The 26,280-nt window shown below is 36.8% G+C and carries 26 protein-coding genes; 7 read left to right on the forward strand and 19 right to left on the reverse strand.

Annotated features, from left to right (window positions below; genetic code table 11):
- Nucleotides 1–83: 83 nt before the first annotated feature.
- From yedF to LS66_RS01985, 3 genes are all read left to right on the forward strand, one after another.
- Entirely contained in the window at nt 84–698 is a 615-nt protein-coding gene (gene yedF / locus LS66_RS01975) for a sulfurtransferase-like selenium metabolism protein YedF (RefSeq protein WP_011116575.1), read from the forward strand.
- An 87-nt stretch (nt 699–785) separates the two neighbouring features.
- Entirely contained in the window at nt 786–1,754 is a 969-nt protein-coding gene (gene selD / locus LS66_RS01980; RefSeq protein ID WP_236096964.1) for a selenide, water dikinase SelD, read from the forward strand.
- Between the two features lie 75 nt (nt 1,755–1,829).
- Nucleotides 1,830–2,522, forward strand: a complete 693-nt coding sequence (locus tag LS66_RS01985) for a hypothetical protein (protein WP_034365803.1) — start codon at nt 1,830–1,832, stop codon at nt 2,520–2,522.
- Nucleotides 2,523–2,534: 12 nt separating this feature from the next.
- Here the strand turns inward: LS66_RS01985 and xseA are convergent, their stop codons facing one another.
- The gene (gene xseA / locus LS66_RS01990; protein ID WP_034365806.1) at nt 2,535–3,788 is read right to left on the reverse strand and encodes an exodeoxyribonuclease VII large subunit; all 1,254 of its coding nucleotides are present in this window, start codon (nt 3,786–3,788) and stop codon (nt 2,535–2,537) included.
- Nucleotides 3,789–3,883: 95 nt separating this feature from the next.
- Here xseA and LS66_RS01995 point away from each other — a divergent pair, with 95 nt between their 5' ends.
- Nucleotides 3,884–4,735, forward strand: a complete 852-nt coding sequence (locus tag LS66_RS01995) for a biotin synthase (protein WP_034365809.1) — start codon at nt 3,884–3,886, stop codon at nt 4,733–4,735.
- Nucleotides 4,736–4,746: 11 nt separating this feature from the next.
- Nucleotides 4,747–5,634, forward strand: a complete 888-nt coding sequence (locus LS66_RS02000; RefSeq protein WP_011116569.1) for a YihY family inner membrane protein — start codon at nt 4,747–4,749, stop codon at nt 5,632–5,634.
- A gap of 54 nt (nt 5,635–5,688) precedes the next feature.
- Here LS66_RS02000 and LS66_RS02005 read toward each other — a convergent pair whose 3' ends face one another.
- From LS66_RS02005 to LS66_RS02070, 14 genes are all read right to left on the reverse strand, one after another.
- Nucleotides 5,689–6,294 (reverse strand): outer membrane beta-barrel protein, encoded by a 606-nt coding sequence (locus LS66_RS02005; protein WP_081947935.1) that lies wholly within the window; start codon nt 6,292–6,294, stop codon nt 5,689–5,691.
- Between the two features lie 160 nt (nt 6,295–6,454).
- Nucleotides 6,455–7,420: a hydroxymethylbilane synthase gene (hemC, locus tag LS66_RS02010; protein WP_011116566.1), complete on the reverse strand. Its 966-nt coding sequence runs from the start codon at nt 7,418–7,420 to the stop codon at nt 6,455–6,457.
- A gap of 9 nt (nt 7,421–7,429) precedes the next feature.
- Nucleotides 7,430–9,196 carry a proline--tRNA ligase gene (locus tag LS66_RS02015; RefSeq protein WP_034368075.1) on the reverse strand — a complete coding sequence of 589 codons (1,767 nt, stop codon included), beginning with the start codon at nt 9,194–9,196 and terminating at the stop codon, nt 7,430–7,432.
- A 9-nt stretch (nt 9,197–9,205) separates the two neighbouring features.
- On the reverse strand, nt 9,206–10,528 hold the full coding sequence (hemA, locus tag LS66_RS02020) for a glutamyl-tRNA reductase (protein ID WP_052057512.1): 1,323 nt from the start codon (nt 10,526–10,528) through the stop codon (nt 9,206–9,208).
- 10 nt (nt 10,529–10,538) lie between these two features.
- Nucleotides 10,539–11,450, reverse strand: coding sequence for a polyprenyl synthetase family protein (locus tag LS66_RS02025; RefSeq protein WP_011116563.1), 912 nt, complete (start codon nt 11,448–11,450; stop codon nt 10,539–10,541).
- The gene (locus tag LS66_RS02030) at nt 11,447–11,923 is read right to left on the reverse strand and encodes a hypothetical protein (RefSeq protein ID WP_011116562.1); all 477 of its coding nucleotides are present in this window, start codon (nt 11,921–11,923) and stop codon (nt 11,447–11,449) included. The genes LS66_RS02025 and LS66_RS02030 overlap by 4 nt, the downstream gene beginning before the upstream one ends.
- Complete coding sequence (locus LS66_RS02035; protein ID WP_011116561.1) at nt 11,916–12,179, reverse strand: DUF2018 family protein; 264 nt, start codon at nt 12,177–12,179, stop codon at nt 11,916–11,918. Before LS66_RS02035 ends, LS66_RS02030 begins: the two co-directional genes overlap by 8 nt.
- A gap of 3 nt (nt 12,180–12,182) precedes the next feature.
- On the reverse strand, nt 12,183–13,493 hold the full coding sequence (gene hisD / locus LS66_RS02040; protein WP_034368073.1) for a histidinol dehydrogenase: 1,311 nt from the start codon (nt 13,491–13,493) through the stop codon (nt 12,183–12,185).
- A gap of 121 nt (nt 13,494–13,614) precedes the next feature.
- The gene (gene mqo, locus LS66_RS02045; RefSeq protein ID WP_011116559.1) at nt 13,615–15,099 is read right to left on the reverse strand and encodes a malate dehydrogenase (quinone); all 1,485 of its coding nucleotides are present in this window, start codon (nt 15,097–15,099) and stop codon (nt 13,615–13,617) included.
- Nucleotides 15,100–15,297: 198 nt separating this feature from the next.
- A complete protein-coding gene (ubiE, locus tag LS66_RS02050; protein WP_011116558.1) occupies nt 15,298–16,029 on the reverse strand; it encodes a bifunctional demethylmenaquinone methyltransferase/2-methoxy-6-polyprenyl-1,4-benzoquinol methylase UbiE in 732 nt (243 codons plus the stop codon).
- Nucleotides 16,022–17,440 carry an argininosuccinate lyase gene (gene argH, locus LS66_RS02055; RefSeq protein ID WP_034368300.1) on the reverse strand — a complete coding sequence of 473 codons (1,419 nt, stop codon included), beginning with the start codon at nt 17,438–17,440 and terminating at the stop codon, nt 16,022–16,024. The genes ubiE and argH overlap by 8 nt, the downstream gene beginning before the upstream one ends.
- A gap of 10 nt (nt 17,441–17,450) precedes the next feature.
- Nucleotides 17,451–17,891, reverse strand: coding sequence for a protoporphyrinogen oxidase HemJ (hemJ, locus tag LS66_RS02060; RefSeq protein WP_011116556.1), 441 nt, complete (start codon nt 17,889–17,891; stop codon nt 17,451–17,453).
- A 16-nt stretch (nt 17,892–17,907) separates the two neighbouring features.
- Nucleotides 17,908–18,498, reverse strand: a complete 591-nt coding sequence (locus tag LS66_RS02065; RefSeq protein WP_236096959.1) for a YigZ family protein — start codon at nt 18,496–18,498, stop codon at nt 17,908–17,910.
- A 29-nt stretch (nt 18,499–18,527) separates the two neighbouring features.
- Complete coding sequence (locus LS66_RS02070) at nt 18,528–18,977, reverse strand: META domain-containing protein (RefSeq protein ID WP_226989490.1); 450 nt, start codon at nt 18,975–18,977, stop codon at nt 18,528–18,530.
- Between the two features lie 108 nt (nt 18,978–19,085).
- On the opposite strand from LS66_RS02070, the gene LS66_RS02075 reads away from it, so the two are divergent.
- Nucleotides 19,086–19,874, forward strand: coding sequence for a histidinol-phosphatase (locus tag LS66_RS02075; RefSeq protein WP_011116553.1), 789 nt, complete (start codon nt 19,086–19,088; stop codon nt 19,872–19,874).
- Between the two features lie 175 nt (nt 19,875–20,049).
- Here the strand turns inward: LS66_RS02075 and LS66_RS02080 are convergent, their stop codons facing one another.
- From LS66_RS02080 to htpX, 3 genes are all read right to left on the reverse strand, one after another.
- The gene (locus tag LS66_RS02080) at nt 20,050–21,177 is read right to left on the reverse strand and encodes a porin (protein WP_034368020.1); all 1,128 of its coding nucleotides are present in this window, start codon (nt 21,175–21,177) and stop codon (nt 20,050–20,052) included.
- A 115-nt stretch (nt 21,178–21,292) separates the two neighbouring features.
- Nucleotides 21,293–21,871 (reverse strand): GTP cyclohydrolase I FolE, encoded by a 579-nt coding sequence (gene folE / locus LS66_RS02085; RefSeq protein WP_034368022.1) that lies wholly within the window; start codon nt 21,869–21,871, stop codon nt 21,293–21,295.
- A gap of 117 nt (nt 21,872–21,988) precedes the next feature.
- The gene (gene htpX / locus LS66_RS02090) at nt 21,989–22,918 is read right to left on the reverse strand and encodes a zinc metalloprotease HtpX (protein WP_011116550.1); all 930 of its coding nucleotides are present in this window, start codon (nt 22,916–22,918) and stop codon (nt 21,989–21,991) included.
- A gap of 81 nt (nt 22,919–22,999) precedes the next feature.
- Here htpX and ciaB point away from each other — a divergent pair, with 81 nt between their 5' ends.
- Complete coding sequence (ciaB, locus tag LS66_RS02095) at nt 23,000–24,952, forward strand: invasion protein CiaB (protein WP_034368024.1); 1,953 nt, start codon at nt 23,000–23,002, stop codon at nt 24,950–24,952.
- Between the two features lie 19 nt (nt 24,953–24,971).
- Here the strand turns inward: ciaB and LS66_RS02100 are convergent, their stop codons facing one another.
- The gene (locus tag LS66_RS02100; protein WP_052057506.1) at nt 24,972–26,279 is read right to left on the reverse strand and encodes a CCA tRNA nucleotidyltransferase; all 1,308 of its coding nucleotides are present in this window, start codon (nt 26,277–26,279) and stop codon (nt 24,972–24,974) included.
- Nucleotide 26,280: the final 1 nt, after the last annotated feature.

Here is a 26,280-nt window from a genome sequence, read left to right on the forward strand (position 1 = left end):
TATAGGGATTTGTAAAATCCAATTTGATAGAATCTTTGATTAATGATGATTCTACAATAAAGGCTTACTTTAAGGATTCACGAATGAACAACACTATACAAATTGATGTGCGAGATTTACCCTGTCCAGAGCCAGTTTTAAAAGCAAAAAAAGCACTTTTGGGCATTAATGAACATACTCTAAAGCTTCATAACTATGAAATAATTGGCAATTCACCCTCTTCTAAAGAAAATCTTATGCGTTTTTTAAATACTGAAGGTTTTGAGTTTGAAGTAGGTTTTGGGCGCGATGAGCAATTTATGATTATCCTCAAAGGTAAAGCAAGTAAGCAAAATGCACATAAGGACAAAATAATCCCCAAAATGATGCTTATTAAAAATGACCGCGTAGGTGAAGGAGAACTTGGAGGTATGCTTATTAATGGCTTTATTAAATCTCTTCTTCAAACCGATATACTCCCACAAAAGATTTTTTTTGTTAATCGTGGGGTTTTACTCACTACTGATAACAAAGAAGTGGATAATACTGAAATTGTGGAAGTGCTCAAAGAGCTTGAAAAACAAGGAGTTGAAGTTTATTCGTGTGGTTCGTGTTTAAGTTATTTTTCGCTTACAGAACGACTCAAGGTTGGTATGATAGGCAATGCTATTCAAGGTGTGCAAAATATGCTTCTTGCCGATAGCCTCATTTCACTTTAGGATAATTATATGGCAGATTACCAGCTTACAAAGCATATTCAATGCGCAGGTTGAGCAGCTAAAGTAGGTCTGTCAGACCTCGCACAAATCTCTAGCCAGCTTACCCAAAAACCAAACTCTTTGCTCATTGCAGGATTTGAAAGCAATGAAGATTGCGGTGCAATGCTCTATGCACCAAATGATGAATACGCTATGCTTTCAAGTGTGGATTTTATCACACCTGTGGTTGATGACCCATATCTTTATGGACAAATCGCTGCAGCTAATGCTCTAAGTGATATTTTTGCAATGGGAGGTGAGGTCAAGAGTGCGCTTAACTTGCTTATGTGGGATAATACACATTTTGATAGTGCGGTAGCAAATGCTATTTTAAAAGGTGGGTTAAACAAAATTACAGAATCTAACGCATTACTTCTTGGCGGACATACTATTAAAGATAAAGAACAAAAATATGGCTTAGCTGTCAATGGCATAGCACACAAGAATCGTTTGTGGCGCAATCACACTGGATACATCGGCGATATGCTTGTATTAACAAAGCCTCTTGGTAGCGGGATTCTTACCACTGCTATAAAAGCTCAAATGTTCTCCCAAACAACTGAAGTAACTCAATCAATGGCTATGCTCAATCTCTATGCTGCGCGTATCGCACAAAACTACGAGATTCACGCTTGCACAGATATTACAGGATTTGGGCTTATTGGACACGCTTTTGAAATGTGTGGAGGTATAAAAAATCAAAATGAAAAAAGCATACTTTTTTATACCAAACAAATCCCACTTTTTGACAAGACAGAATCATTTTCTCAAATGGGTATCGTGCCCGGTGGCTCTTATGAAAATAAAAAAGCTTTACAATCTCAAGTGCAGATACAATGCACACTTGAAGATGATATTTTTTATTATGATGCACAAACTTCTGGTGGTCTCCTCTTTGCACTTCCTTTTAATCAAGCAAAATCATTTGTTGATGAATTACACAAAGCAGGTATCATACACGCAAATATTATCGGTGAAATCATACCTAAAACAGAAACATCTATTGTTTTAGGATAAGATTCTTTGATTTGAAAAAAATATGTTTCCACCGATTTTAGAATCTAAGATTCTCAAACACTTTGGGAGGGCATTATGCAGTTTAATACCATAGATACTCTAGTGCGTAAGTTTTATGTGTTAAAAGAAAAGGGATTTGTAGCAAACCCAAACTACAAAGAAGATTTACAGCATATGCTCCCTCAAGAAGAATTTGCAATGTTTAATATAATGTTTGAGCAAGATAGCATTGATAAAGCTATTGATAATATTAAACGCTCCTACACAGCTGGATTTGCTAAAAAACAAAGTGTTATTAATATTTTATCAGAACCCAAAATTACCCAAATTGCTTCAGTTTTGCTCAAAGGTTCTCAAGCAAACACTCTTGAAAAAGCCATTCGCTTAAGAGAGCAAACTGATAAAGCAAGCATAATATTTTTAGAACTTATGCGCAGCATTGAAGACAAGCTTTTAACTTTCCTTACCTCACGCATAAATAATTTTCCTAGCAATACTTCACCTGATAACTTTACACAAACCCTTGCCCGAAAAGAAATTAGTCTTAGTAATGCAGCACGATATTTTGGTGGAGATTTTGAAAAAGCATATCTTGATGATAAAGGTGCAGGCAAAACATATTTTGATTTTCTTACCTGCCAAGTGCTCGCTAAACATAAATTTATGCACACTGAAGATGTCCAACGTCTTTTGCTTGTTTTTATTTGGAACTCAATTCCAGCCTTTTTAAGCAAAACGCGTTTTACTTCAGTAGGAAGTGTGCATTAATAAAAGTTTAATTCATTGCAAACGCTTTGCTAAAATAGAATGTGTCATATCACTTAAATAAAATTCTTCATTTATATCAATATCACTTAATCTACAAGGTTTCCCTTCTTTACTTATTTGTGCATACCCACGAGTGGAAAGTGAGTGTGGATTCAAAGCATTAAACACCTCCAATATACGCTCATATTCATATTGACATTGCTGAAATTTCTCCTCACACCGAGCATTAAGAGATAAAAATATATGTTCATATTTTAGCATTTTATCCTCAAGTACTGCATTCATAGAATCTCGCATCATTTGTTGAAAAATATTGATTTGCTCAACCTTAGCACAATAGCGCTGCTCAAAATTATAAAGCTTAAAATATTCTCGCATTCGCTCTAATGCTTGACTTTTAAGCACAAATTGCTGCTTTAGGGCATAAAAATAACTATTCATTATTTCATCAAGCACACGCAAATATTCGTTTTTGTCAGGCAAAAGTATTTCCATAGCCGCTGAAGGCGTAGGAGCTCGCACATCGGCGACAAAATCACTTATAAATACATCAACCTCGTGTCCCACAGCAGAAATAATAGGTGTGTGTGCAGAATAAATGGCATCTGCTACGCATTCTTCATTAAATGCCCACATATCCTCCATACTTCCTCCACCTCTCCCTAAGACAATAACATCAAAGCTTTCAGATGTGCCAAAAAAACTATCAGCTCGTTTTAGATTCTCTACTATAGAATCTTTTGCTCCTTCACCTTGCACAAGTGTATTAAAAAGCGTAATATGCACAAGATTCCAACGCTTACGAGCTACTTTGAGCATATCCTCTTTTGCCGCACCTGTGGCAGAAGTGAGCAAAGCAATACGTTTAGGGAAGCGTGGTAAAGGCTTTTTATGAGTAGATTCAAAATATCCCTTTGCACCAAGCTTTGTCTTAAGGGCTTCATACGCTTGAGAGAGTTCGCCTAAACCTGCAAGTGTGATGCTTTTACAAAGAATCTGATATTCTCCTTTGGGCACATAGACACTAAGTGAGCCCATTATAAGCACACTTTGTCCTACTTCAAGCTTTATTTTCAAGTTACGCACATTGCCTTTAAACATCACACAACGCACGCTTGAGCTTTCATCTTTAAGAGTGAGATAAATATGTCCGCTTGTATGAATTGTTACATTACTTATTTCGCCACGCACACAAATATCCATAAAAGTAGATTCTAAAATACTTTTAATTTGTGCGTTAATCTCACTTACTTCTAAAGCTCTCACTCCATCTCCTCAAAACAATTAAATCATTCTATCACATTAGAACTTTTAAAGACTTTTTGCTACAATAGCATTATCTCAACACAATAAGGTAAGTTATGCAAAAAATAAGTAATGAAATATTCCTATGCAGTATTTGCAATGTTAGCTCTGGAGATTGTCCAGAAGATTGCAAATACTGCACCCAAAGTGCGCATTATGGCACACAGATTCAAAGATACAAAAACAAAAGCATTGATAAAATTGTGCAAGAAGCAAAAACATTGCGCGAATATGGTGCATTAGGATTTTGCCTTGTAACCGCAGGACGCAGTTTAGAATCCCAAAAATGTGAATATATTGCTAAAGCTGCAAATGCAATTAAAAAAGCAGATTTAGGCTTACATATTATCGCGTGCTGTGGTAGTGCAGATGTAGATTCTCTTAAATACCTTAAAACCAATGGCGTGGATAGTTATAATCACAATTTGGAAACTTCTAAAGAGTTTTTTCCACACATTTGCACTACACACACTTGGAAAGAGCGATTTGAAACCTGCGAAAATACTCTTAAAGCAGAGCTAGGACTATTATCTGGAGGCATTTTCGGCTTAGGTGAAAGTTGGGGAGATAGAATAGAACTGCTTAAACATTTACAGATCCTCTCCCCTCATACATCTCCCCTTAATTTTTATATCGCTAATGAATCTCTACCTTTACCTATGCAAACTCTTAGCCCACAAGAAGCGCTAGAATGCGTAACTCTTGCGCGTGAATATCTCCCAAATACACGCTTAATGATTGCGGGAGGGCGAGAGGCAGTCTTTGGTGATAACCAAAAGCCACTTTTTGAAGCAGGAATTAATGGCGTGGTGCTAGGCGATTACCTCACCACTGATGGCAAAGCACCTAAAGATGATGTAGCAATGATAGAATCTTATGGCTATGTCGCTGCAACAAACTGCCACTAAGGAGATTCTCTATGCCATCTATCCAAAAAGAACAGCTTGTTGCCAATCTTTGGTGCAAATCACGTAGCCTTTTTGATATATTATGGAATAAGATAAAAAGTATTTGGGATTTTGTCGCCGACAAAGAATTAAGCTTTTATGCAGCTTCGCTTAGTTTTTACACAGTTTTTGCAATTATTCCACTTTTAATGATTGTTTTTTCTATTGTAATGAATCTACCTAATTTTCAATCTCAAATTGAGCAAATCCGCACACTCATACTTTCTAATATTCTACCCACGCATACTGATGTGATTTCTAGCTATCTTGATACTTTTATGAAAAATAGCTCGGCACTAGGTATGATGGGGCTTGGATATACGCTTGTAGCATCTATAATGTTTTTTCGCAATTATGAATACATCGCAGCAAAAATGTTTAATTCAACACCTCGCAAGTTTTTTGATTCTCTTCTAATGTATTGGACGATGATTACGCTTTTCCCAATAGTGCTTGCTTTTTCAATTTATTTTAGCGGCGAAGTGCAAAAAACACTCAAAGGCACAGCAGATTTAAGCCTTTTATTTGACTTAATACCTTATTTGCTTACGTGGGCTATGTTTTTCTTGCTCTTTAAGCTCTCTGCAAACAAACCTCTTAAGCTTCTTGCACTCTTTAGTTCAAGCCTATTAACCACAAGTGTATGGCTACTCACAAAATGGGCTTTTGTATATTATGTATTTTACAATCAAACCTATAAAAGCGTATATGGACCTATTGCTATTTTTCTTTTTATGATGTTATGGATTTATGTATCGTGGTTTGTATTACTCTATGGAATGCGCTTTTGCGAAGGCTTTGGCACAAATTTTGGCAAAAAGCTTGAAGAAAAATATGGTATCAGCACCACAGAAGTATAACTCTATTAAAAGGGTGGAGGCATTTGCCCCCCCATTAAAGAATCTAAGCAACTCTTAGAAGCTTAAAATATAACGTGCACCAACATTATAAATATGTGAGCCTGTTTGTTTAGCACCTGTTATTCTATCATTTTCTAATGTCGTATCTATAAAAGGCACACGAGCTACAATTTCTATGCCGTGATGTTTGCCAAATTGACTTCTTAAACCAGCATTAAGTGCGACATTAAAACCTGTTTTTGCCTTAAAATCTTCATTATTTTTTGCAGCCCAAGTATTTGCACCAACGCCTACACCCACAAATGCACCGAGATTCACACTTTCACTCGCCACTACATTATAAAGCATATCTGCATTTAGTCCATAATTCATTATAATTTTTGGCTTTAAGTCATTCTTTTGTTCTGCATTTGAATAAGCAAAGTTTATATAATAACGCATACCAAAAGCAGGAGTAAGAAATGATTTATACCCAACGATAGTCTCAAAGCTCAAGCCATCAAGCTTTGTTTTCGTGTTATTAGATTTGATTTCGCTTTGCCCATAACCTGTGCCAACACCAATGAATAATCCACTTTCTTCTGCTATTCCATTAGAAGCTATAAAAGTCAAAGATAAAGCTAAACTTACTGCGCATTTTTTCATTATTTTGTTTTCCATTGTGCAACCACCTTTTATTGATATTTTGCATTAAATGCAGACCTGATTTTACCCCCCTGCCCACCGATTTTTGCTTAAAAGCAAAAAATTTTGAACAGAAAAACTAAGTTATATTTAAAATTGTAACATTACACTATTTTTGGGATTTTGGTTTTAATTTTTATGCAAATGCTATTTTTGCTGCTCGCTCAAGAAGTTCTTTTGCACCTTTATCAATAAATTTTTGTGCAAATGCTATACCTAGATTCTCGCTTGCATTTATATCATCTATATTTATAGAATCCTCGACACTATCTTGTAATACTTCACTTCCATCAGGCAGTCCTACTATAGCTTGAAGTGTGAGTTTATTATTGCTAAATTGTGCATACACGCCTATTGGCACTTGACACCCACCCTCTAATGTCCGCACAAAAGCCCTTTCTGCACTCACACAAAGCGCACTCTGCTTATCATTAAGCACAGCAATTCTATCAAAAAATATAGAATCCTTACGCATTTCTATTCCAAGCGCACCCTGCCCCATCGCAGGTATCATAAAATCTAAGGGCACGATATAGCGCACATCTTGTGTATTGATTTTAAGCCTATTCACTCCTGCTTGAGCGAGGATAATTGCATCAAATGCACCATTATGGAGTTTCTCTAGTCGTGTTTGCACATTGCCACGCAAACTTAATGTATCTAAATCAGAGCGATATTTTTTAATCTGCATTGAGCGGCGTAGGGAAGTTGTCCCTACTTTTGCTCCTTGTGGTAAAGCATTAAGATTGGGATAATTTACACTCAAAAAACAATCATTTGCACTCTCACGTTGAGTAATAGCTGCTAAATCGAGTTCAGGCACAAATTCTACAGGCACATCTTTGAGGCTATGCACAGCCAAATCAATATCTTTGCTTAAAAGCATTTCTTCTAACTCTTTAGTAAAAAGCCCCTTTCCACCTATTTTTGCCAAAGGCACATCAAGAATTTTATCACCACGAGTTTTAATAATTTGTATGCGAGATTGCAAACCACATTGAGCTTTAAGGCAAGACTTGATATATTCAGCTTGCCATAAAGCCAATATACTTCCACGTGAGCCAATAACTAGCTCTCTATCTGCTCCGCTCTGCTTTGCCATATCCACTCCTTATGCTATGATTTTGAGAATCTCTTCAAGCAATATTTCTTTATCAGTGGTACAAAGCTCATATTTTTTTAAGCCTTCGCGTTTAATCAACTCTACTTTGCCCTCATTTAAACCCTTACCTACAATCAAAGCAGAATGAAAACCAAGCAATTCAAAATCTTTCATCTTCACACCAAATCGCTCATCTCGCTCATCTAACAAAACATCAATGCCACGCGCACTCAATATCTCATATAAAGCACTACCAAAATCATTTTGCACAGAATCTTTAGTGTTTGAAATAATAATAGCTATATCAAAAACACTCACTTCTTTGCTCCATACACAGCCTAAATCATCGCTTTTTTGCTCTAATATCGCAGGCAAAATACGCGAGATTCCAAAGCCATAGCAGCCCATAATAAGCGGTTGTGTCTTGCCATCGTTATCCAAAAATTGCGCATTCATTGCACGCGAATATTTGTCACCTAATTTAAAAATATGTCCAACTTCTATACCTTTAGTATAATAAAGCTCTTGGGCACACTTAGGACATAAATCTCCCTCTTTACTTTGAGCTATATCGGCATATTCTAAGCCTTCAAATGTGCTTAAATCTACACCCACGAAATGATAATCCTTCTCATTTGCTCCGCAGATGAGATTTGAGGCGTCCCTTAAACTCTCATCAAAATAGATATGTGTAGCTTGAGTAATATGACGCAACCCATAAGCCCCAATAAATCCTACTTCTAATCCAGCTGCTTGAATCTCCTCTACACTCGCATCTTCTAAGGCAAGATAACAATTTGTATGTTTATTTATGGCATTGAGCATTTTTGTTTCTTCACCCTCATCATCACCACGCACAAAAAAATACACCAATTCACCTTCATTATTTGCTTTGATTGCTTTTTTTACTATTGCTTTGATTGTCCAAAACTTATCAACCTTAAAAAATGCGCTTAAAGATTCTATATTCTTTATATCAGGAGTAAAAAATCGTGCAAAAGCCGCCTGGGGTGCATTGCTATCATATCTTATTTCATTTGGACGCGGAGCAGTGCGTGGCGCTCTTTTACTTGCTTCAATATTTGCACCATATTCACAACCCTTACATACGACAATAGTATCCTCTCCGCAAGGCGCTAATACCATAAATTCTTTACTTCCGCTTCCACCAATTGCTCCAGAATCTGCCTCTACAACTTTAAACTTTAAGCCCATTCTTTGCAAAATCCTTTTATATGTCGCCTCCATAACATCAAACTCTCTATCCAAATCCGCATAATTACTATGAAAACTATATCCATCTTTCATAATAAACTCACGCCCACGCATAAGTCCAAATCGCGGACGCAGTTCATCACGAAATTTACTATGAATCTGATAAAGATGAAGCGGGAGTTGCTTATAGCTTTTAATCGTATTTTTTGCAATATGCGTTATGACTTCCTCGTGCGTAGGTCCAAGCACAAATTCATTCTCTTTTCTATCTACAAAACGCAAAAGCTCCCTGCCATATTGTTCATAACGCCCAGATTCTCTCCATAGCTCTGCAGGAGTAACAAATCCCATAAGAATCTCTTGTGCACCACTCTTGTCCATTTCTTCTTTAACAATAAAGCGCACTTTATCAAGGAGTTTTTTGCCAAGGGGTAAAAAATTATAAATACCACTGCCGATTTGCTGTATAAAGCCCCCACGAATAAGATATTGATGACTTTTAAGCACTGCATCTTTGGGAGATTCTTTAAGAGTATTTACAAAAAGTTGTGAAAACCTCATAGTATTCCTTTAAAAAATGGTGTCTTTCTCACATTTATAGCCATTGAGCATAACAACATCATCACTAATATCAAACACATTTTTCATTGCTTCAATAATAGGGTCGCCTTGAGGATTCTCACTTGCTTGCTTAAGCCGTATTGTTGGTTGATGCAAAAAGGTATTAAAAGCTCCGTGCAAAATCTTCTCTACATTTTGTTGATACGAAGCGGGTAAAAATCCTTTTTTTACCGCTCTATCAAGCTCTTTGAGGGCAGATTGTTTGGCAAGATAACGAATATGTTTAATGATAGGGTCAATCCCCAAAGTTTGAAGCCATTTAAAAAATTCTACACTATAACGTTCAAGAATCTTTTGTGCTTTTTTTGCACTATCTTCACGCGCATTTTTATGCTCTTGCACAATTTCTTCCAAATCATCAACACAAAAAATATGTAAATTTTCCATTTGTATAATTTCTATATCACGCGGCAAAGCCAAATCAAACCACCATCTTTGCTTTTGGCTCACTTGCACCATCTTTGATTGAATAATACAATTTGGAGCACTCGTAGCGCTAAAAAGCACTTCATATTGCCCTAAAAGTTGCTCTAAATGCTCCCAAGATTCTATATTTATACTAGAGTCAAGTTCTAAGGCAAGTTTGCGTGCATTTTCTTTTGTGCGACTAACAAGCGTAATTTGAGCGTTAGCATTTTGGAGATGCTTACACGCAAGACGCCCCATTTCGCCACTGCCGATAACTAAAACAGGCAGATTCTCTAAAGTTTTATCACACAAAGCAAGTTTTTGTTCTGCCATACGCACTGCCGTAGAAGCTACCGATACACTATGAGCTGAAATATCTGTCTCTTTTCGCACGCTTGCAGCACACTTAAAGGCAAAGTGCATAAGACGAGTCATATCTTTGGCACAAAGCGCATTCTCAAAGGCAAGTTTATAAGCAAGCTTAAGTTGTCCTGTAATCTGTGTCTCACCTATAACCAAACTATCAAGGCTTGAAGCCACACTAAAAATATGATAAATCGCATATTGGTTTAAACGCATAAGTGCAATATTTTTTATATCCTCTAATGCTATATTCTTATGTGTGCAAAAACATTCATAGATATGTTCTCTTGCTCTTTTTTTATCAATCATACTTACATAAAGCTCCACACGATTACAAGTGCAAAGTAAAATACTCTCCCTAATACTATCGCATACATTAATCTCTTGCAAAAATGGCACAATCTCTTCTTGGCTAAAACTCAGTTTCTCACGCGTAGCAATATCTACATTTTTGTGTGAAAAACTTACCACCATATATTGCACTTCCATTTTTTCTTGCATTCTATCCTCCCTAAAATGTCCTCTCAATCATTTGTGTAACAATATCTTTAAGCTTCTCATTGCCCTCATTTACAATAGATTGAATGGCTTTATTAGCATAATATTGAGCATCTGCGACACTTTGAGCGATGATATTATATTTTTGCAATTGCATTCTTATCCACGCTTGTTTTTCCTCATTAAGATGCACACCATAGCACTCAAGCAATTTTGAACGCTCATCTGCATTTAAATGTTCATATAAATACATATAAGGAAGAGTCGTTTTACCTTCTTTAAAATCACTCATTGAAGGCTTACCAAGTGTTTGGGAATCTTGAGTGATATCTAAAATATCATCAATTATTTGAAAAGCAATGCCTAAATTTTCACCATAGATTCTATAAATATTTTTATTTAAACCCTTTAAAATCGCACCACATTCCGCAGCAGCCACAATAAGTGCGGCTGTTTTATCTGCACACATACGAATATATCGCTCCTTATCTGTATGAAAAGAAAGTGAAAGTTTTACATCTTCAATTTCACCCACAGAAAGCCGAACAACAGCTGAAGAAACACTTTGAGCTAATCTGACATCAAGACAGCTTAGCTCATAAAATGCCTTAGAATAAAGCACATCGCCCAGCATTATGGCATTTTTATTACCAAAAGTAGCATTAATAGATGGAATACCGCGTCTTGTAAGAGATTCATCAATCACATCATCGTGCAAAAGTGAGGCACTTTGTATCATTTCAATTAAGGCACACACTCTTAAAGCATCTTCGTTCATATCACTAATAGAAAGCAAAAGTTTGCTACGAAGCATTTTCCCATAACTTAAATGTCCATATAAAGCATTTACTTCTTCATTTTTACACTCTTGGACGTAAGTATGAATATATGCCTTAATGCGTTCAAGTGCAAATTGTATATTCACGATGCTTGTCCTTGAGTAGTATCTTCTTCTGCCTCTTCGTCTTCTTTTTTATCTTTACTTGGCGAAATGCTCTCATCAAGCACTGCTGCACCTTGCCCCTCAATATAGAGCTTTAAATGTGCTTTTTTATCCTTATCAGCAAATTCCTTAAAATACATAATTAAATGTGGGTCATCTTTTTGTGAGCTATTGCCTCTTCCAAGTGATATTTTATAAGCATTGCGTTGATAATCTGTATAGAGAAGCACTTGATGATTAAATTTATCATAACGAATATGAAGTATAAGCCCATAATTTTTATAAAGTGTCCAACGAAACTCAAGTTCTTTTTGCACTGCACCTACACTAAAGTTAGCCTTATAAACTTGCTCTTTTTCAAGTGATAAGTCTTTTTCCCACGCCCAAATAGGAGCTAGGGCATACGCCGCACAAGAAAGCAAAAAAGGAGTAAAAAATAAAAAGATTTTATTCATAATTGCCCAATATTTTTGCCATTGATTCTATGGCAAGATTATCTTTTGCCACACGCAATGCTTCCTTATGAGTCTCATCAAAACGATAATTGACAAATGCAGATTCTATATCTATACCTTGATGTTCTAAAAGTGCTTCATATACAGCTATACGTTCTAACAAAGCCTCAAGCTCCAATCCTACTAAAGTAGGCGAAGCATTAAGGATAATCTCTTGCCACTTTTGCAATGGCGTGCCCTCAAAAAATGCGTCCATAAACTACTCCCTCTTTGATTTAATAGAATCTAATCTTGTTAAAACCGCTTGAGCGTGAGCAGATAAAGATTCACTTTGAGCCAAAAGTGCGCAAGATTCCCCAACTTCTTCTAATGCAGTAGCTGAAAAAGCAATAATTGAACTTTTTTTCATAAAATGCTCCACTCCAAGCGGTGAAAAGAAACGCGCACTTCCGCCTGTGGGAAGCGTATGATTAGGACCTGCAAGATAGTCTCCAATAGGCTCACTTGAATGCTCTCCTAAGAAAATAGCTCCTGCGTGTTTAATATAAGGAAGCGTATCAAATGGAGTGGTTGTAAGAACTTCTAAATGTTCGGGAGCAATGGCATTAGCAATCTCTATACTTTCTTGTAAATTGCGCGTATATATCATAACTGCACGATTTTTAATACTCGCTCCTGCAATCTCTGCTCTAGGCATTGAGGGTAAAATCTGTTCAATATGTTTTTGCACAGATTCTATAAGTGGGGCACTATCGCTTATGAGTATGGAACTTGCCATTTCATCGTGTTCAGCTTGGGAAAGCAAATCATAGGCAATGTAAAGCGGATTAGCTTGAGAATCTGCAATAATTGCTATCTCGCTTGGACCTGCAACCATATCAATATTTACCTCGCCAAAAACAAGTTTTTTGGCACAAGCAACAAAAATATTGCCCGGACCAGTAATAACATCAACTTTAGGAATCTCTTTGCAGCCATAAGCCATAAGCCCTATGGCACTCGCACCACCAACCTTATATACTTCAGTAATACCGCACAAATGTAATGCTGCAAGCACAAGGGGATTAGCTTGATTATGCGGTGTAGGAGAACATACAATAATCTCTTTAACTCCTGCAACAATCGCAGGAATAGCATTCATCAAAAGTGAGCTTGGGTAAGCTGCTTTACCACCGGGAATGTATAATCCTGCACGCTCCATTGGAGTAAATTTTGAACCAAGTATGCTTCCATTTTCCTCACAATCAATCCAACTTTGCATTTTTTGTTTGCGATGAAAAGCATAGATTCTATCATAAGCAAGATGAAGTGCAGATTTTAATTCTGAAGAAAGCTGATTATAGGCATTAAGACACTCTTTTGGCGAGATACGCAAATCTTCAAAACTTTTTACCTCCCATTTATCAAAACGAGCAATATGCTTCTTTAGAGCATCTAAGCCCTCTGTGCGAATCTCATCAAGCAATTCTTGCACAAGAGATGAAACTTCTTTCATATCCATTTTTCCACGAGATAAGACTTGTTGAAATTCATTTGCAAACTCTGGCAAACGCACATCAAGATATTTCATTATTTTCCCCATAATCAAAAATAAATGAGAATTATATACATTAACTCTAAACAAACAAATTACATTTATAATACCCTTTTAGGGTTTTTTTAAGCTTCTAAAAAGCTACTGTGTTTTAGATTCAAATTTCATCAAAAGGCAAATGAAGCGTTTGGGCTGTTTTTAAACGACATTCATTAAAATGAGTAATATTTTCCTCAAGAGAACGATTATAAGAAGGCACCATTTCAGCAAGTTTATCTTGCCAAGCGCTTGTTTTCATTTCATCACCAAAGCAACGTTTAAGCACTTCTAACATAATATCTACCACCGTTGAAGCTCCCGGTGAAGCTCCAAGTAATGCTGCAAGAGAGCCATCGCTAGAAGTAATCACTTCCGTGCCAAATTGCAAACTTCCTCTACCATTTTTATCTTTTTTAATTACTTGCACCCTTTGCCCTGCAAACTGCGCATTCCAATCTGGAAACTGCGCCGCAGGGAAAAATACTTCAAGCTTACGCATACGCATTCTATCAGTTGAGAGAATCTGCTTAATAAGGTAAATTGTCAATGGCACATTGTCAATACCTGCTTGAATCATAGGAATAAAATTATTTAAACGGATTGATGAGGGAAAATCAAAAAAACTTCCTTTTTTAAGAAATTTCGTATTAAATCCTGCATAAGGTCCAAAAAGCAATTCTTTTTTGCCCCTGATAATACGCGTATCTAAATGTGGCACAGACATAGGCGGGTCGCCAATAGATGCTTTACCATAAATCTTAGCATTATGTTTTTCAATAATTTCGCGATTATTACATATAAGCCATAAACCACCCACAGGGAATCCGCCATAGCCGCGCCCTTCGGGTATGCCACTTTTTTGCAAGAGCGGAAAAGAACCTCCCCCCGCACCTAAAAATACAAATTTTGCCTTTACTTGTTTTCTCTCATAGCTTTTAGTATCAATAACATCTAATAACCATATATTGCCCTCTTTGGTTAAATCACGCACTTTATGATGAGTATAAACATCAAAACCCTCTTTTTGGCTTAATTTTTCTCCAAACTGCCGTGCAATTTCACCAAAATCAACATCACTTCCACCAGCCATATAAGTAACTGCCATCTTTTGTGTCTCGCCTCGTCCCTCAAGTAAAAGTGGCGCCCATTCTTTAATCTGCTCTCTATCTTCAGTATAAATCATATTTTTAAAAAGCGGAGAATCTTTAAGTGTTTCATAACGTTTTTTCAAATAAGGCACAATATCATCAACGACAAAGCTCAAATGTGGCACAGGATTCAAAAAAGTATGAGCACCTTTGAGAATCTGCTTTCTAATACAATATGCCCAAAATTCTTTACTTAATTCAAATTGCTGATTAATCTTTAATGCTTTTGAAACATCAATACTTCCATCTTCTTTTTGTGGCGTATAGTTAAGCTCACAAAGTGCTTGATGTCCTGTTCCTGCATTGTTCCATACCGAACTACTTTCAGTAGCTAAATCCTCAAACATTTCATACACGCTGATATGTAAAGAAGGTTTGAGCTCCCTTAGCATTGCTGCCAAAGTCAAACTCATTATGCCTCCACCTACTAAGACTACTTCAGAATCCTCACTCATTCCCTCACTCCTTCTTAATACCCACGCTCTGGGCTAGGTTTTAAAAACCTTAAATATGCTTGCGCTATTGGGGATTATGCTTTTTGCTCTCATTTAGCCTTTCTTATGGTAAGATATTTTTGTAAATAACCCCTTAAAAAGTAAAGCAAAAGAATAACTTTGTTACTAAAATAAATTTTTTAAATCACTTTTACGCATTTATACCTTCACTCCTACATAGAGTGTAGAAATATTAGCACTATATCCTTTAATAAAATAACTTTTCACTCCCCTCTGTAAGAGTTTATTTGCGAGTTCTTCGCTGCTTACAAAACCCTCAATAGAATTTGGTAAATACTTATAGGCTCCATAATTACGAGAAATAATCCCCCCCACTACAGGAAGAATCTTGCGCGTATAAAAGCGCATAAATATATCAAGTAATCCTCTAGGCTTGTTGTTCATAAATTCTAAAATTACAAGAACACCCCCACTTTTAAGCACACGCACAAATTCATCAAGTGCTTTATCAAGCTCTACGACATTGCGTAATCCATAAGCAATTGAGAGAATATCTACACTTTGGGATTCTACACATAATGCCTTTGCTTCGCCAATATCAAGCATTAAAGTATCAGATGTAAAAAATGGTGTAAGTTTCTTTCTAGCTACATCAAGCATACCACTAGAAGGGTCAATTCCACGCATTTGTGTGATATGTTTATGTGCCTTTTGTGCCTCATTATGCCAATGCAATAACATATCACCTGTGCCACACGCCACATCAAGCACACACTGAATTTCATCTTTGCCCAAAGCCTCATAAGCTTTCTTGCAAGCCTCTTTACGCCAACTCACATCAATACCCAAACTCATCACGCGATTTGCCCTATCATAGCTCGGAGCAATATCATTAAACATATTTACAATTTGTTCTTGTTTTTCACTCATTTTTACCCCTTCCTACTTGCAAACACGCCATTTGCTCACGCACAAAAGATTCAAGCACCTCAATTTGATGACAAGTTTGTGTTACTGCTGTGCCACCAAGAGTATTACGTGCATTCATAGAATACTCTAAACACAGCACAGCTTTTACACCTTGTTTAATCCGAGAATCCACACCCATAATCTCTTCTTCGGATAAATCGCTTATATCTACACCTTTGCTCTCTGCATACGCTACGACTTGCCCGGTGATATGATGTGCATCACGGAATGCTACACCACACTCACGCACTAAAAAATCTGCCAAATCAGTAGCACTCAAATGTCCAATTTTCGCCATTTTATACATATTTTCAGGGTGAATACTCATCGTTTTAAGGCATTCTTTGAGGATTCTAAGGCAAAGCCCCACATTTTTAAGTGCATCAAACACGCCCTCTTTATCCTCTTGCGTATCTTTATTATAAGCAAAGGGTAATCCTTTCATTACACAAAGCAGTCCCATAAGCTCCCCATACACGCGCCCACTCTTTCCGCGCAAAAGTTCAGGCACATCAGGATTCTTTTTTTGTGGCATTATAGAGCTTCCCGTAGCATATTCATCACTTAAAGAGATAAATTTAAATTCCGAGCTACTCCACAGCACAAGCTCCTCTGCCACACGAGAAATGTGCATCATTATCATAGAAAGGGAATAAAGCATATCAAGGGCAAAATCTCTATCACTTACTGAATCCATTGCATTAAGCGTAGGTTCGTCAAACCCTAACTCTTGGGTAAGGAAGATTCTATCATTGCCATAAGGTGTGCCTGCTAATGCACCACTACCAAGCGGACATTTATTATTTCGTGTATAATCACTCAATAATCGTTCCACATCTCGTTTAAAATTACAAGCCCACGCTACAAGAGCAAAACCAAAATTAATCGGTTGTGCGTGTTGTAAATGCGTCATACCCGGCATAATCGTGCTAGTATGCACTTTTGCTATTGCAAGGATAGATGCCATAAGCTCTAAAAGCAAATTAACAATCTCCTTATTGCTTTTTAACACATATAACCTAAAATCAAGTGCCACTTGGTCATTACGGCTACGTGCAGTATGAAGCTTTTTACCTACATCACCAATAAGTGCAGTAAGAGCAGATTCTATTGCCATATGTATATCTTCATCACTTGCATTAAATACAAACTCACCTCTACTAATGCGCTGTGCAATAATTTCAAGTCCATTGATAATTTCTTGTGTTTCTTCCTCACTCAAAACGCCAATTTTATGAAGCATTTTTGCGTGAGCTTTTGAACCTTTTATATCTTCTTGCCATAGCTGCTTATCAAAGAAAATTGAAGCGTTAAATTCCTCTAAAAGCGCACTTGAATCTAATTCAAAGCGTCCTCCCCATAATTTTGCCATTTATTGTCTCCTAAAATGGCTTACACACTGCCAAAAAGACAATCACAATAACTAAAAGTGTGGGAATCTCATTAAAGATTCTAAAAAATGTATGGCTTTTGGTGCAAGTGCCTTTATCCAAAGTCTTAATAAAATATCCACATACAAAATGATAAATCACAAATAAAAGCACAAATATAAGCTTAATATGAAGCCATAAGCCAGAATCAGCCACTTTAAATAATGCAGGATTAAGTGCTATCATCACTCCTCCGCTAAGCAGAGTAAGCACTAATGCGGGCAAACCAATATATTTATACAGCCGCATTTCCTGGAGCTTGACAATTTCTACAAACTCCAATTTATCCGCATATTGCGCGTGATAAACAAATAATCGTGGGAGATAAAAAAACATTGCCATCCACGAAATGAGTGCTACAATATGCAACACTTTAATATACAAATACTCCATTGCTTACTCCTTTAATTTATTTGGGATTTGCTATGAAAACAAAGTTGTTATTATACATTGTTTTAAACATTTCAAGGCATTTCTTTTCTCCTTGAACCCTCACTTGCACGCCAAAGGGCAAAAAAGCCTCTTTTTCAAAACATAATCCTAACTTTTTAGCCTCATATTCGCATACAGAAAGTGCAGAATAAGCAATTTGTAACTCAAAAGTCTCCGCGTGTATATAATCAACGAGTAATCCTTGCATTTTAGCAGATTCTATTGCATTTTGCACTGCATTTGTATAAGCTCTCACCAAACCGCCAACACCTAATAATGTGCCACCAAAATATCGCACTATTACCACGCCTACTTCAACAAGCTCCTCTCCACGCAATACATTTAGACTTGGCGTGCCACTACTTCCCCTTGGTTCTTTATCATCATCAAAAGATTCTAGAATCTGCCCATATTCATTATAATGCCTACTCGCACTCACAAAATGCACAGCCTTTGGGTGCTGCTCTTTTAAACTTGATAAGCTTTCATTAAATTGCGCAAAAGGAAAAAGAAAGCTTAGAAACTTTGAACCTTTGCTCTCAAAATTGCCTATTGCTTGTATTGGCATTTGTTTTGTTGCTTGTGAGGCAAGAGTTTTCATCTGCGCAAATAATAAGTTGCGTGTTCACCTTTTAAACGCATTTCTTTACCCTCTTTTTCTATGACAAATTCCCCCTCCAAAGAGCGCACAAACCAAAATTCATATCTACTACTTTCGCTTGGGTGGCAAAGTCGGCGAGACGCTCCGCTAGCACTTACTTTAAGTTTTTTACCCCTTAGTGCAAATGTAGCAAAATAATTATTGCACACACTCACACCAAAAATACGATTTTCTTCAGTATCAAAGCTCATAGTTGATTGAGCCTCTTTCCAAATAGGTTCAAACTCCTGCCCGTCTTTAAGTGTAAATTTATACACATACCATTGTTTCTCATCTTCTAAAAGTGAATCTTTATATTCTTGCGTGATAAGATTCACAAAACATCCACTCATAGTTAGTGCCACAAGCACAACTAAAGCTCCTTTTATGAAAGATTTGTATGTCATTTTCACCCCATTTATATTGATTGAGCATTATTATAAGCCATTTATAAGCGTGCCATTATAGAATCTCAATGCAAACAAATGCACATTATAAAAACATAAGGAGAGCAAATGCGCATTGATTTACACAATCACACAAGCCTTTGTCATCACGCTACAGGCACGATGAGAGAATATGTCCAAAAAGCACTTGCGCAAAATATTAATGTATTTGGATTTTCTTGTCATTCCCCTATGGCATTTGATGAAGCCTATCGTATGAGTGTGCAAGAACTGCCTTTATACTGCGAGGAAGTGCGTGCCTTACAAGAGGAATTTAAAGATAAAATTGAGATTCTTTGTGCGCTAGAGGTGGATTATATCCTCCATAGAGAGGATTTATTAGAATCTTGCATATTAGAATATCCCTTTGATTATCTCATTGGTTCAGTGCATTTTTTAGGCACTTGGGGATTTGACAACCCCGCATTTATTGGCGAATATGCTAAGGTGGATATGAAAGAGTGCTGGAAGCAATATCTTAAATCTATTGAGAGTATGGCACAAAGTGGATTGTTTCAAATTGTGGGGCATTTTGATTTACTTAAACTTTTTGGACATAATATTCCGCCCTCTTGTGAAATAGAGCTTACTTTAGCTTTAGAATCTATTGCTGATAATCATCTTGCACTAGAGCTAAACCCTGCAGGGTGGCGCAAACCTATTAATGAAGCCTATCCAAGCAAATCTATTTTACACAAAGCACATAAGAAAGGTATTCCTATTACATTCGGTTCAGATGCACATAGCATAGAACATATCGGATTTAAATATGAGGATTTATGCGCCTTAGCCAAAAGTGTGGGGTATAACTCTGCGTTGTATTTTAGACAAAAACAACCTCAAAGTATTAGATTCTAAAGATTTGATAAAGTATAAAGAACAAGTAAAATCTAAGAAAAACTAAATACTTTCAATCAAATACACAACGTATAATAAAGCAAAAAAAAGAAAGAGTGAACTTCTAAGAGAAAGTCTCCAAAGCCTAAGGCTTATGCCCTAAGCTTTGATTATTAAAGGAGAGGGGATTAAAGAATTAGAAATCCCATTTAAATCGTGTAGCAGCAACCACACCTGTTTGTTTATATTGTGCATTTGCTACTCTTTCACTACCTGAAAGCCCATAATAAGCTATTTGAGGAGCAAAAGTGAAGTTTGCATTGACTTTATAAGGGAGATTGATAAACGCAGAATATCCGTGTAGTTTTCCGTAACCACTAACTGGTGTTCTACTTGTTGTTGCTTGACCACCACCATTAAATGTTGCTTGATATCCTGCACCAATTGCAAGAGATAAATCACTGCTTAATTTTGTGCCAAACTCTACAAGCCCACCTGTTCTTATTGCATTAAGCCCAATATCAGTGTCAAGAGGGTTAAGTAAATAGCCACCTCCATTATATGTAGTTTTTTGCTCACCATAAAGATGTCCATTTTTACCATAATGTGCGAGCACAGAGATATATGCGTTACCAAAAGTAGGTTTTAACCCAGCCCATACGTGCCACGCATTAGCTCCAGCCAATGGGTTGGGAGTAGTTGGATTATTAAGCCCATTAAAGTATTTATATGTCCCTGCGATTTTTAATAATGGCTGTCCATTCGCACCTTTGATTGTATAAGCTGCAGCAATACGAGGGGATTCTTGATTTAAATCTCCCCTACCATTACCAGCAGTTACTTCAATAAAAGCAAGACTCAATCCTGCTACATTATATTGAAGTTGGATTTGACGATTACCTGTAGCGACACCACCAACCCCTTGATAGCCATTATCATTACTTAACCAGTTGCTTGTGAAAGCATTATCAATCGTTGGAGACATTGCTTTACCAAAAAGGATTTGTCCTATATTTGTATCATAAGCTCCCCAATATTCGCGATAAGGTGTGCCATCACCGCTTATACCTGTTTCTTTTGCACCAAGTTCTACTTTTGCACTAAATTTACCAGATTTTACCTTCACACCAAATTGTGAGTTATTTTGCACCCCAATTAGGTATCCTGCATTTTCTCCACCATTACCAGTTTCACCATAACCCATATAACCACGAATAGAACCATATAAATCAACTTTAGTATCATCAGCATTATATACTTCAAAAGCTGCTGCTGGTAAAACAAGAAGAGCTGATAAAGCACTACTTACAACAATTTTTTTCATTAGAAAACCTCCAAAAAGTTAATAATCCGATAACGGATGGGGCATTTTTGCAAAAAAAAAGCACTTTGTCAATAAAAAAGTAAAATTTAGCTTGAAAAATACTCTTATGAGGGTTTTAATCTTTGAGAATCTGCATAAATTCTGCTCTTGTTCTAGAATCTTTTTTAAAAAGTCCGCGTAAAGCAGAAGTAATAATATGAGATTGTGGCACATTAGAGCGCATTTCAAGGCAAAGATGTCGTGCTTGGCAAACTATCATTGCCCCTTTGGGTTTAAGCTCAGCAATCAGCGCATCTGCAATCTGGGCAGTCAAACGCTCTTGAATCTGTAATCTATGTGTAAAAACCTCTGTCAATCTTGCTAAGCCACTAATACCTACAAGCTTTTTATCAGGGATATATCCAATAGAAATATGCCCAAAAAATGGCAAAAGATGATGTTCGCATATAGAGTAAAAATGTAGCTTTTTAAGCACTATCATTTCATCACATACGCCATCTTCAAAGACACTACCAAGCGCTTGTTTTGGGCTTTTGGCATAGCCATTTAGCATATCGGAAAATGCACTAGCAATGCGCTTTGGTGTATGAAGTAATCCCTCACGCGTAGGATTTTCGCCGACATTTTGACATAAAGATTCAAAAAATGCTTGCGCATTGCACTCTAAGATAGAATCGTGGCTAGATTTTTGCATATTTTCTCGCTTTTTAAAAATTGCGCGTTTTGCATTGTGTAAATTGTATAATATTTTTGCTTATGCTTTAATTTCAATGTTTATATCTCACCTTATTCGTGCGATTTTATCCATTGCTTAAAAATGTTGTCCAAGTAATGCTTTTATACGATTTTGTATGCTTGGATGTGTGCTTAGAATCTCACCTATGCCGAAAAGATAGGCATTTGCTCGTGTGGGATTTGGCTCTTGATAATTATTTTGCGCATAATCTTGGCTAATTTTTTGTAATGCCCGAACCATTGGCTCACTTTCTTTCATTAAATATGCTGCTCCAGAATCCGCCATATATTCACGATTACGAGAGATAAAAAGGCTTAGCACAAGTGTAAGAAGTGGGAGGACAAATTGTAAAATGAGCAAAATACTTCGTGCTGCCCTTGCTCCTTGAGATTGAGCAGAGCTAAAATAAAAGGCAAAAATATTCACACCTAAGAGCATAATGTTGCTTAAAATCCCTACACACATCGTTAATCGCACATCTCCGTGCCGAATATGGCTTAACTCGTGCGCTACTACCGCTTTTAGCTCACTCTCATCTAATCGCTCTAACAACGCTGAAGTAACAGCAATCATAGAATTTTTTTCATTCCACCCACTCGCAAAAGCATTCATATAAGGGGCTTCCATAATATAAAGTGCGGGTTCAAAAGAACAATTTGCACTTCTAAGTAAATCTTGAAATACACCATACAGGCGAGATTCTTGACGAGAGAGCACATTATTAGGATTAATGCGTTTATATTCATTGCCACTTAGCATAATGCGTGAGAAACGCTGCACGCTAAAAAGAATAATGCCCACTGCCACCACTGCCATTCCAAAGGTAATAAGAGGAAATTCATAAAAACTAAGAAGCATTATAAACCCCTCTTGTAAGCTAGGAGCGTCAATGCGAATAATATCTGCAAGCAAACCAATAAGTATAAAAATGATGATATATATAGCCAAAACCGCATAAGTTTTAAGCTTATTTTGAGCAATAATGCGTTCAAAATGGGAGTTCATTCTCTCCTCCTTAATATTTAACTTACTATTTAATAAGTGATATTATGGCAAAGTTTTGCAAATTTTTGAAAAAGGAAAGATATGTCTAAAAAAGCACATTTTACACAGGATTTAACCCATATATATGCAATGAGCAAGGATATAAATGCTCATTTATATGAATTTTTTGAAGCGATAAAATCACACGATAAGCCTCACTCACCCGCAATACAAGAAAAATATCAAATCCTTTGCACACTTGCCAAACAATGCTCACTCAAACCCACAACACCTACTCTTATGGCTTTAGCAGAGCGTATCATTAGTTTGCGTGAGGAAAAAATCGTGCAGATTCTAAAAAACCAGCCCACATCTCAACATACATCTAAATCTACACCCTCTTTGGAAATGCAAGAAAAGCATATAGACGCTTGCAGGACGATGCTACTTGATTTTGTAATGAATTATTATGAGAAAATTCAAAGCGAGTTTATAGAATCTATCCATAAAGAAAAGTTTTTAAGCGCATTTTACCGAGAAGTTTTGGATAGCACACATCGTATAGGTAAGGCGATGAACGGGTTTTTTAAGGTGTGGCAAAAACATCTTATTGATGGAATCAATCGTGATTTAGAACATTCATATCGCTTTGAGGAAGTTCTTGCTTTGCTTGAGCCGACTTTGGAGCGCGATAAAGAAGGAAAAATAGCTGGGCGGTGCTATTCTGTGCCACAATTTTTGCCTCATACCCACTCTTTTACCTCTTGTGCCTATAACAAAGCCTTTCCTAAAGAAGTAAAACACATACTTGAATCTTTGCAATTAAGCATTGAGCGTCTAAATGGTTTAAAAGATGAAATATACAATCGCAAAGAAGCTTATATTGCGTATTTTAAAGCACTTTATGCTGCGTGGGCTGAATGTGAGAGTGCTTATCTCATAGAGCGGTGGCAAGAGGTGGATTCAAAATGGCTAGATATTGATACGCCTTTACAAATAGCGCACCCTTTTGAATATTACGAGGATATTTATCGTCATAGTGTCGCACCTGAATGGGATTTGCGCCTGCAAAGTCCTCAAAATATGCTGCCCTCACACACAAAGGCAAATATAAATGCAATGTTTAAAATGATGAGTGAGGAATTAAATGCAAGCGAGATGTTAAAAGCTAGTGTGCGAGGTGCATTAGAGCAAACTAAACTTTATAATGCGCTTCCTGTGCTCATCTATGGTGCTGAAAATAATGGCTTATTCTCTGCCCAAGTTGTGCCAAACGATGAGCACATCTCACATTTAAAGGGTAAGAAAATTTTTGCATTCCCTGATAGAATCATCGCACAAGAAAGAGCCAAACCGCAAATGAAAATAAATGCAGAGTTTTTCCCTGCTGCATTTTTGCAAGATATGCGTGATGTGTTATTGAATAATGAATCTTTATGGCATTATATTTACGATATAAGCACAAATGGGCACGAATTTGGACATATTTTGTGGATTGAGGAAGAGAGTGAGAGATGTATGAATATTGATGGGGAGTTTAAAAATATTGAGGAGTTTAAAGCCACTTGTGGTGGTCTTGTAGCGTATTTTCTGCATTATGAGAGCAAAATTAATAATGCACAACAAACACACAAAGATATAGCACTCTATGAAGCACAACTTGGCGGTAAAGAGCATATCCTCACTTGTTTGCTTAATGACACAATCGCTCGTGCAATAAAACTTATGGCGTGGCGAGAGAGCATTGAGGTGCGCGCATATTATTGTGAGGGATTAATCCACTTAAGCGGTATGTTTGAAAGTGGTGTGCTTAGATTCAATCAATCTCTAAGTCCTAAGTTACAAATTGATACATCACGATACAAAGCATTAATGCAATGGTATCAACGCACTTATATTTCGCTTGCAAAACATTATCTACAAAAATCCCCTGCAAAGGAATGGCTCAAAGATTTTGTGCAAACAGATGGCTATTATCCTACAAATGCGCAAGTAAAAGCTTTTTCAGAGCATTATTGGAAGCGATATAAGCTTATTGGTGGGGAGATTCTATAAAGAATCTTAAATGTATGTATTAAATCTCACTCTTTTTGGTTTGTAAAAACGCTTGTGCTTTTGATAATAATGCTTCTTTTGTATTGCTCACTCGCTCGTGCAACACTTCTTGATGTAAAAAATGGAGAATCTCCCCTATTCTCTTACCCTTTGGCACTCCGATATAGATTAAATCTCTGCCATTAAGACATAATTCTTTTAATTCTAAAGGCACAGAGGAAGCAAGAACACACTCTAAAAGAGAATGGATAGAATCTAGCATTTGAAGTTTTTGCGCTTTATCCGCTGTATCTTGCGCATTTATTACCGCAACCTTGAGTTTAAGCATATCTTTAAACATTGCTTCACCTTTTTTGCGCCCTCCCATATCTACAAGCATCGTCTTAAGCGTGGTGGGATTATTGTCTAAAGGCTTTTTAACATAGACAAGCAGGGAGCAAATATAGTCCTTGTTATATGTGTCAAATTTAAGTGATTGCAAAATATCTCGTGCTTTTAATTCATCTGTGTGATACAAAAACGCTACCCACGCTAGAGTGTGGCTACGAGGGGTAAGATTATCTAGCATAGAAAGTGTATGTTGCCATAAAGTATTATTTGCAATTATTTCACGCATTTGTGGGAGAATTTCACTTATCACAAATCTAAACTCATCAAGCACTACCTTTACCCACGCTCCACACAAAAGCTTTGTAAATTCCACTCTTATGCGCTCTTTGGCGATAAGGCACACTTTAGAGGAAAGTGAAAAAATCGCTTCTTTTGTGTGAGAATCTATCTCAAAGCCAAGTGTAGAGCTAAAGCGCAAAGCGCGTAGAATCCGCAAAATATCTTCATTCAAACGAGCAAACGCATCACCTACACACACAATACGCTTGTGTTGCAAATCTGCTAAACCTCCCACCTCATCAATAAGCCCACTACAAGGCGCATAAGCAAGAGCATTAATTGTAAAATCTCTTCTTTGTAAATCCTGTGCAAGGGAGCACGTGAAAGTAACATTTTTGGGGGAACGCGCATTTATATATGAGCCATCAATACGAAAGGTTGTAACCTCATAACTTTGAGATTCTATCAAAACGCTTATAGTGCCATATTTTAACCCTGTGTGAATTGTGTGTGCAAAAAGCTTCATCACTTCTTGTGGCAGGGCGGAAGTCGTAATATCATAATCATTTATAACATAAGGTATATGGGAGTTTTGAGCAAGAAGCATATCTCGCACACAACCGCCCACAATATAAGCCTCATATCCTGCACTCTGCAAACTTTCAAGGATATATAAAACCTCTTTTGGGAGAGTAGGCGTAAAAATATGTGTTTTCATC

The sequence above is a fragment of the Helicobacter sp. MIT 03-1614 genome, from assembly GCF_000762925.2.
GTDB lineage: Bacteria > Campylobacterota > Campylobacteria > Campylobacterales > Helicobacteraceae > Helicobacter_C > Helicobacter_C hepaticus.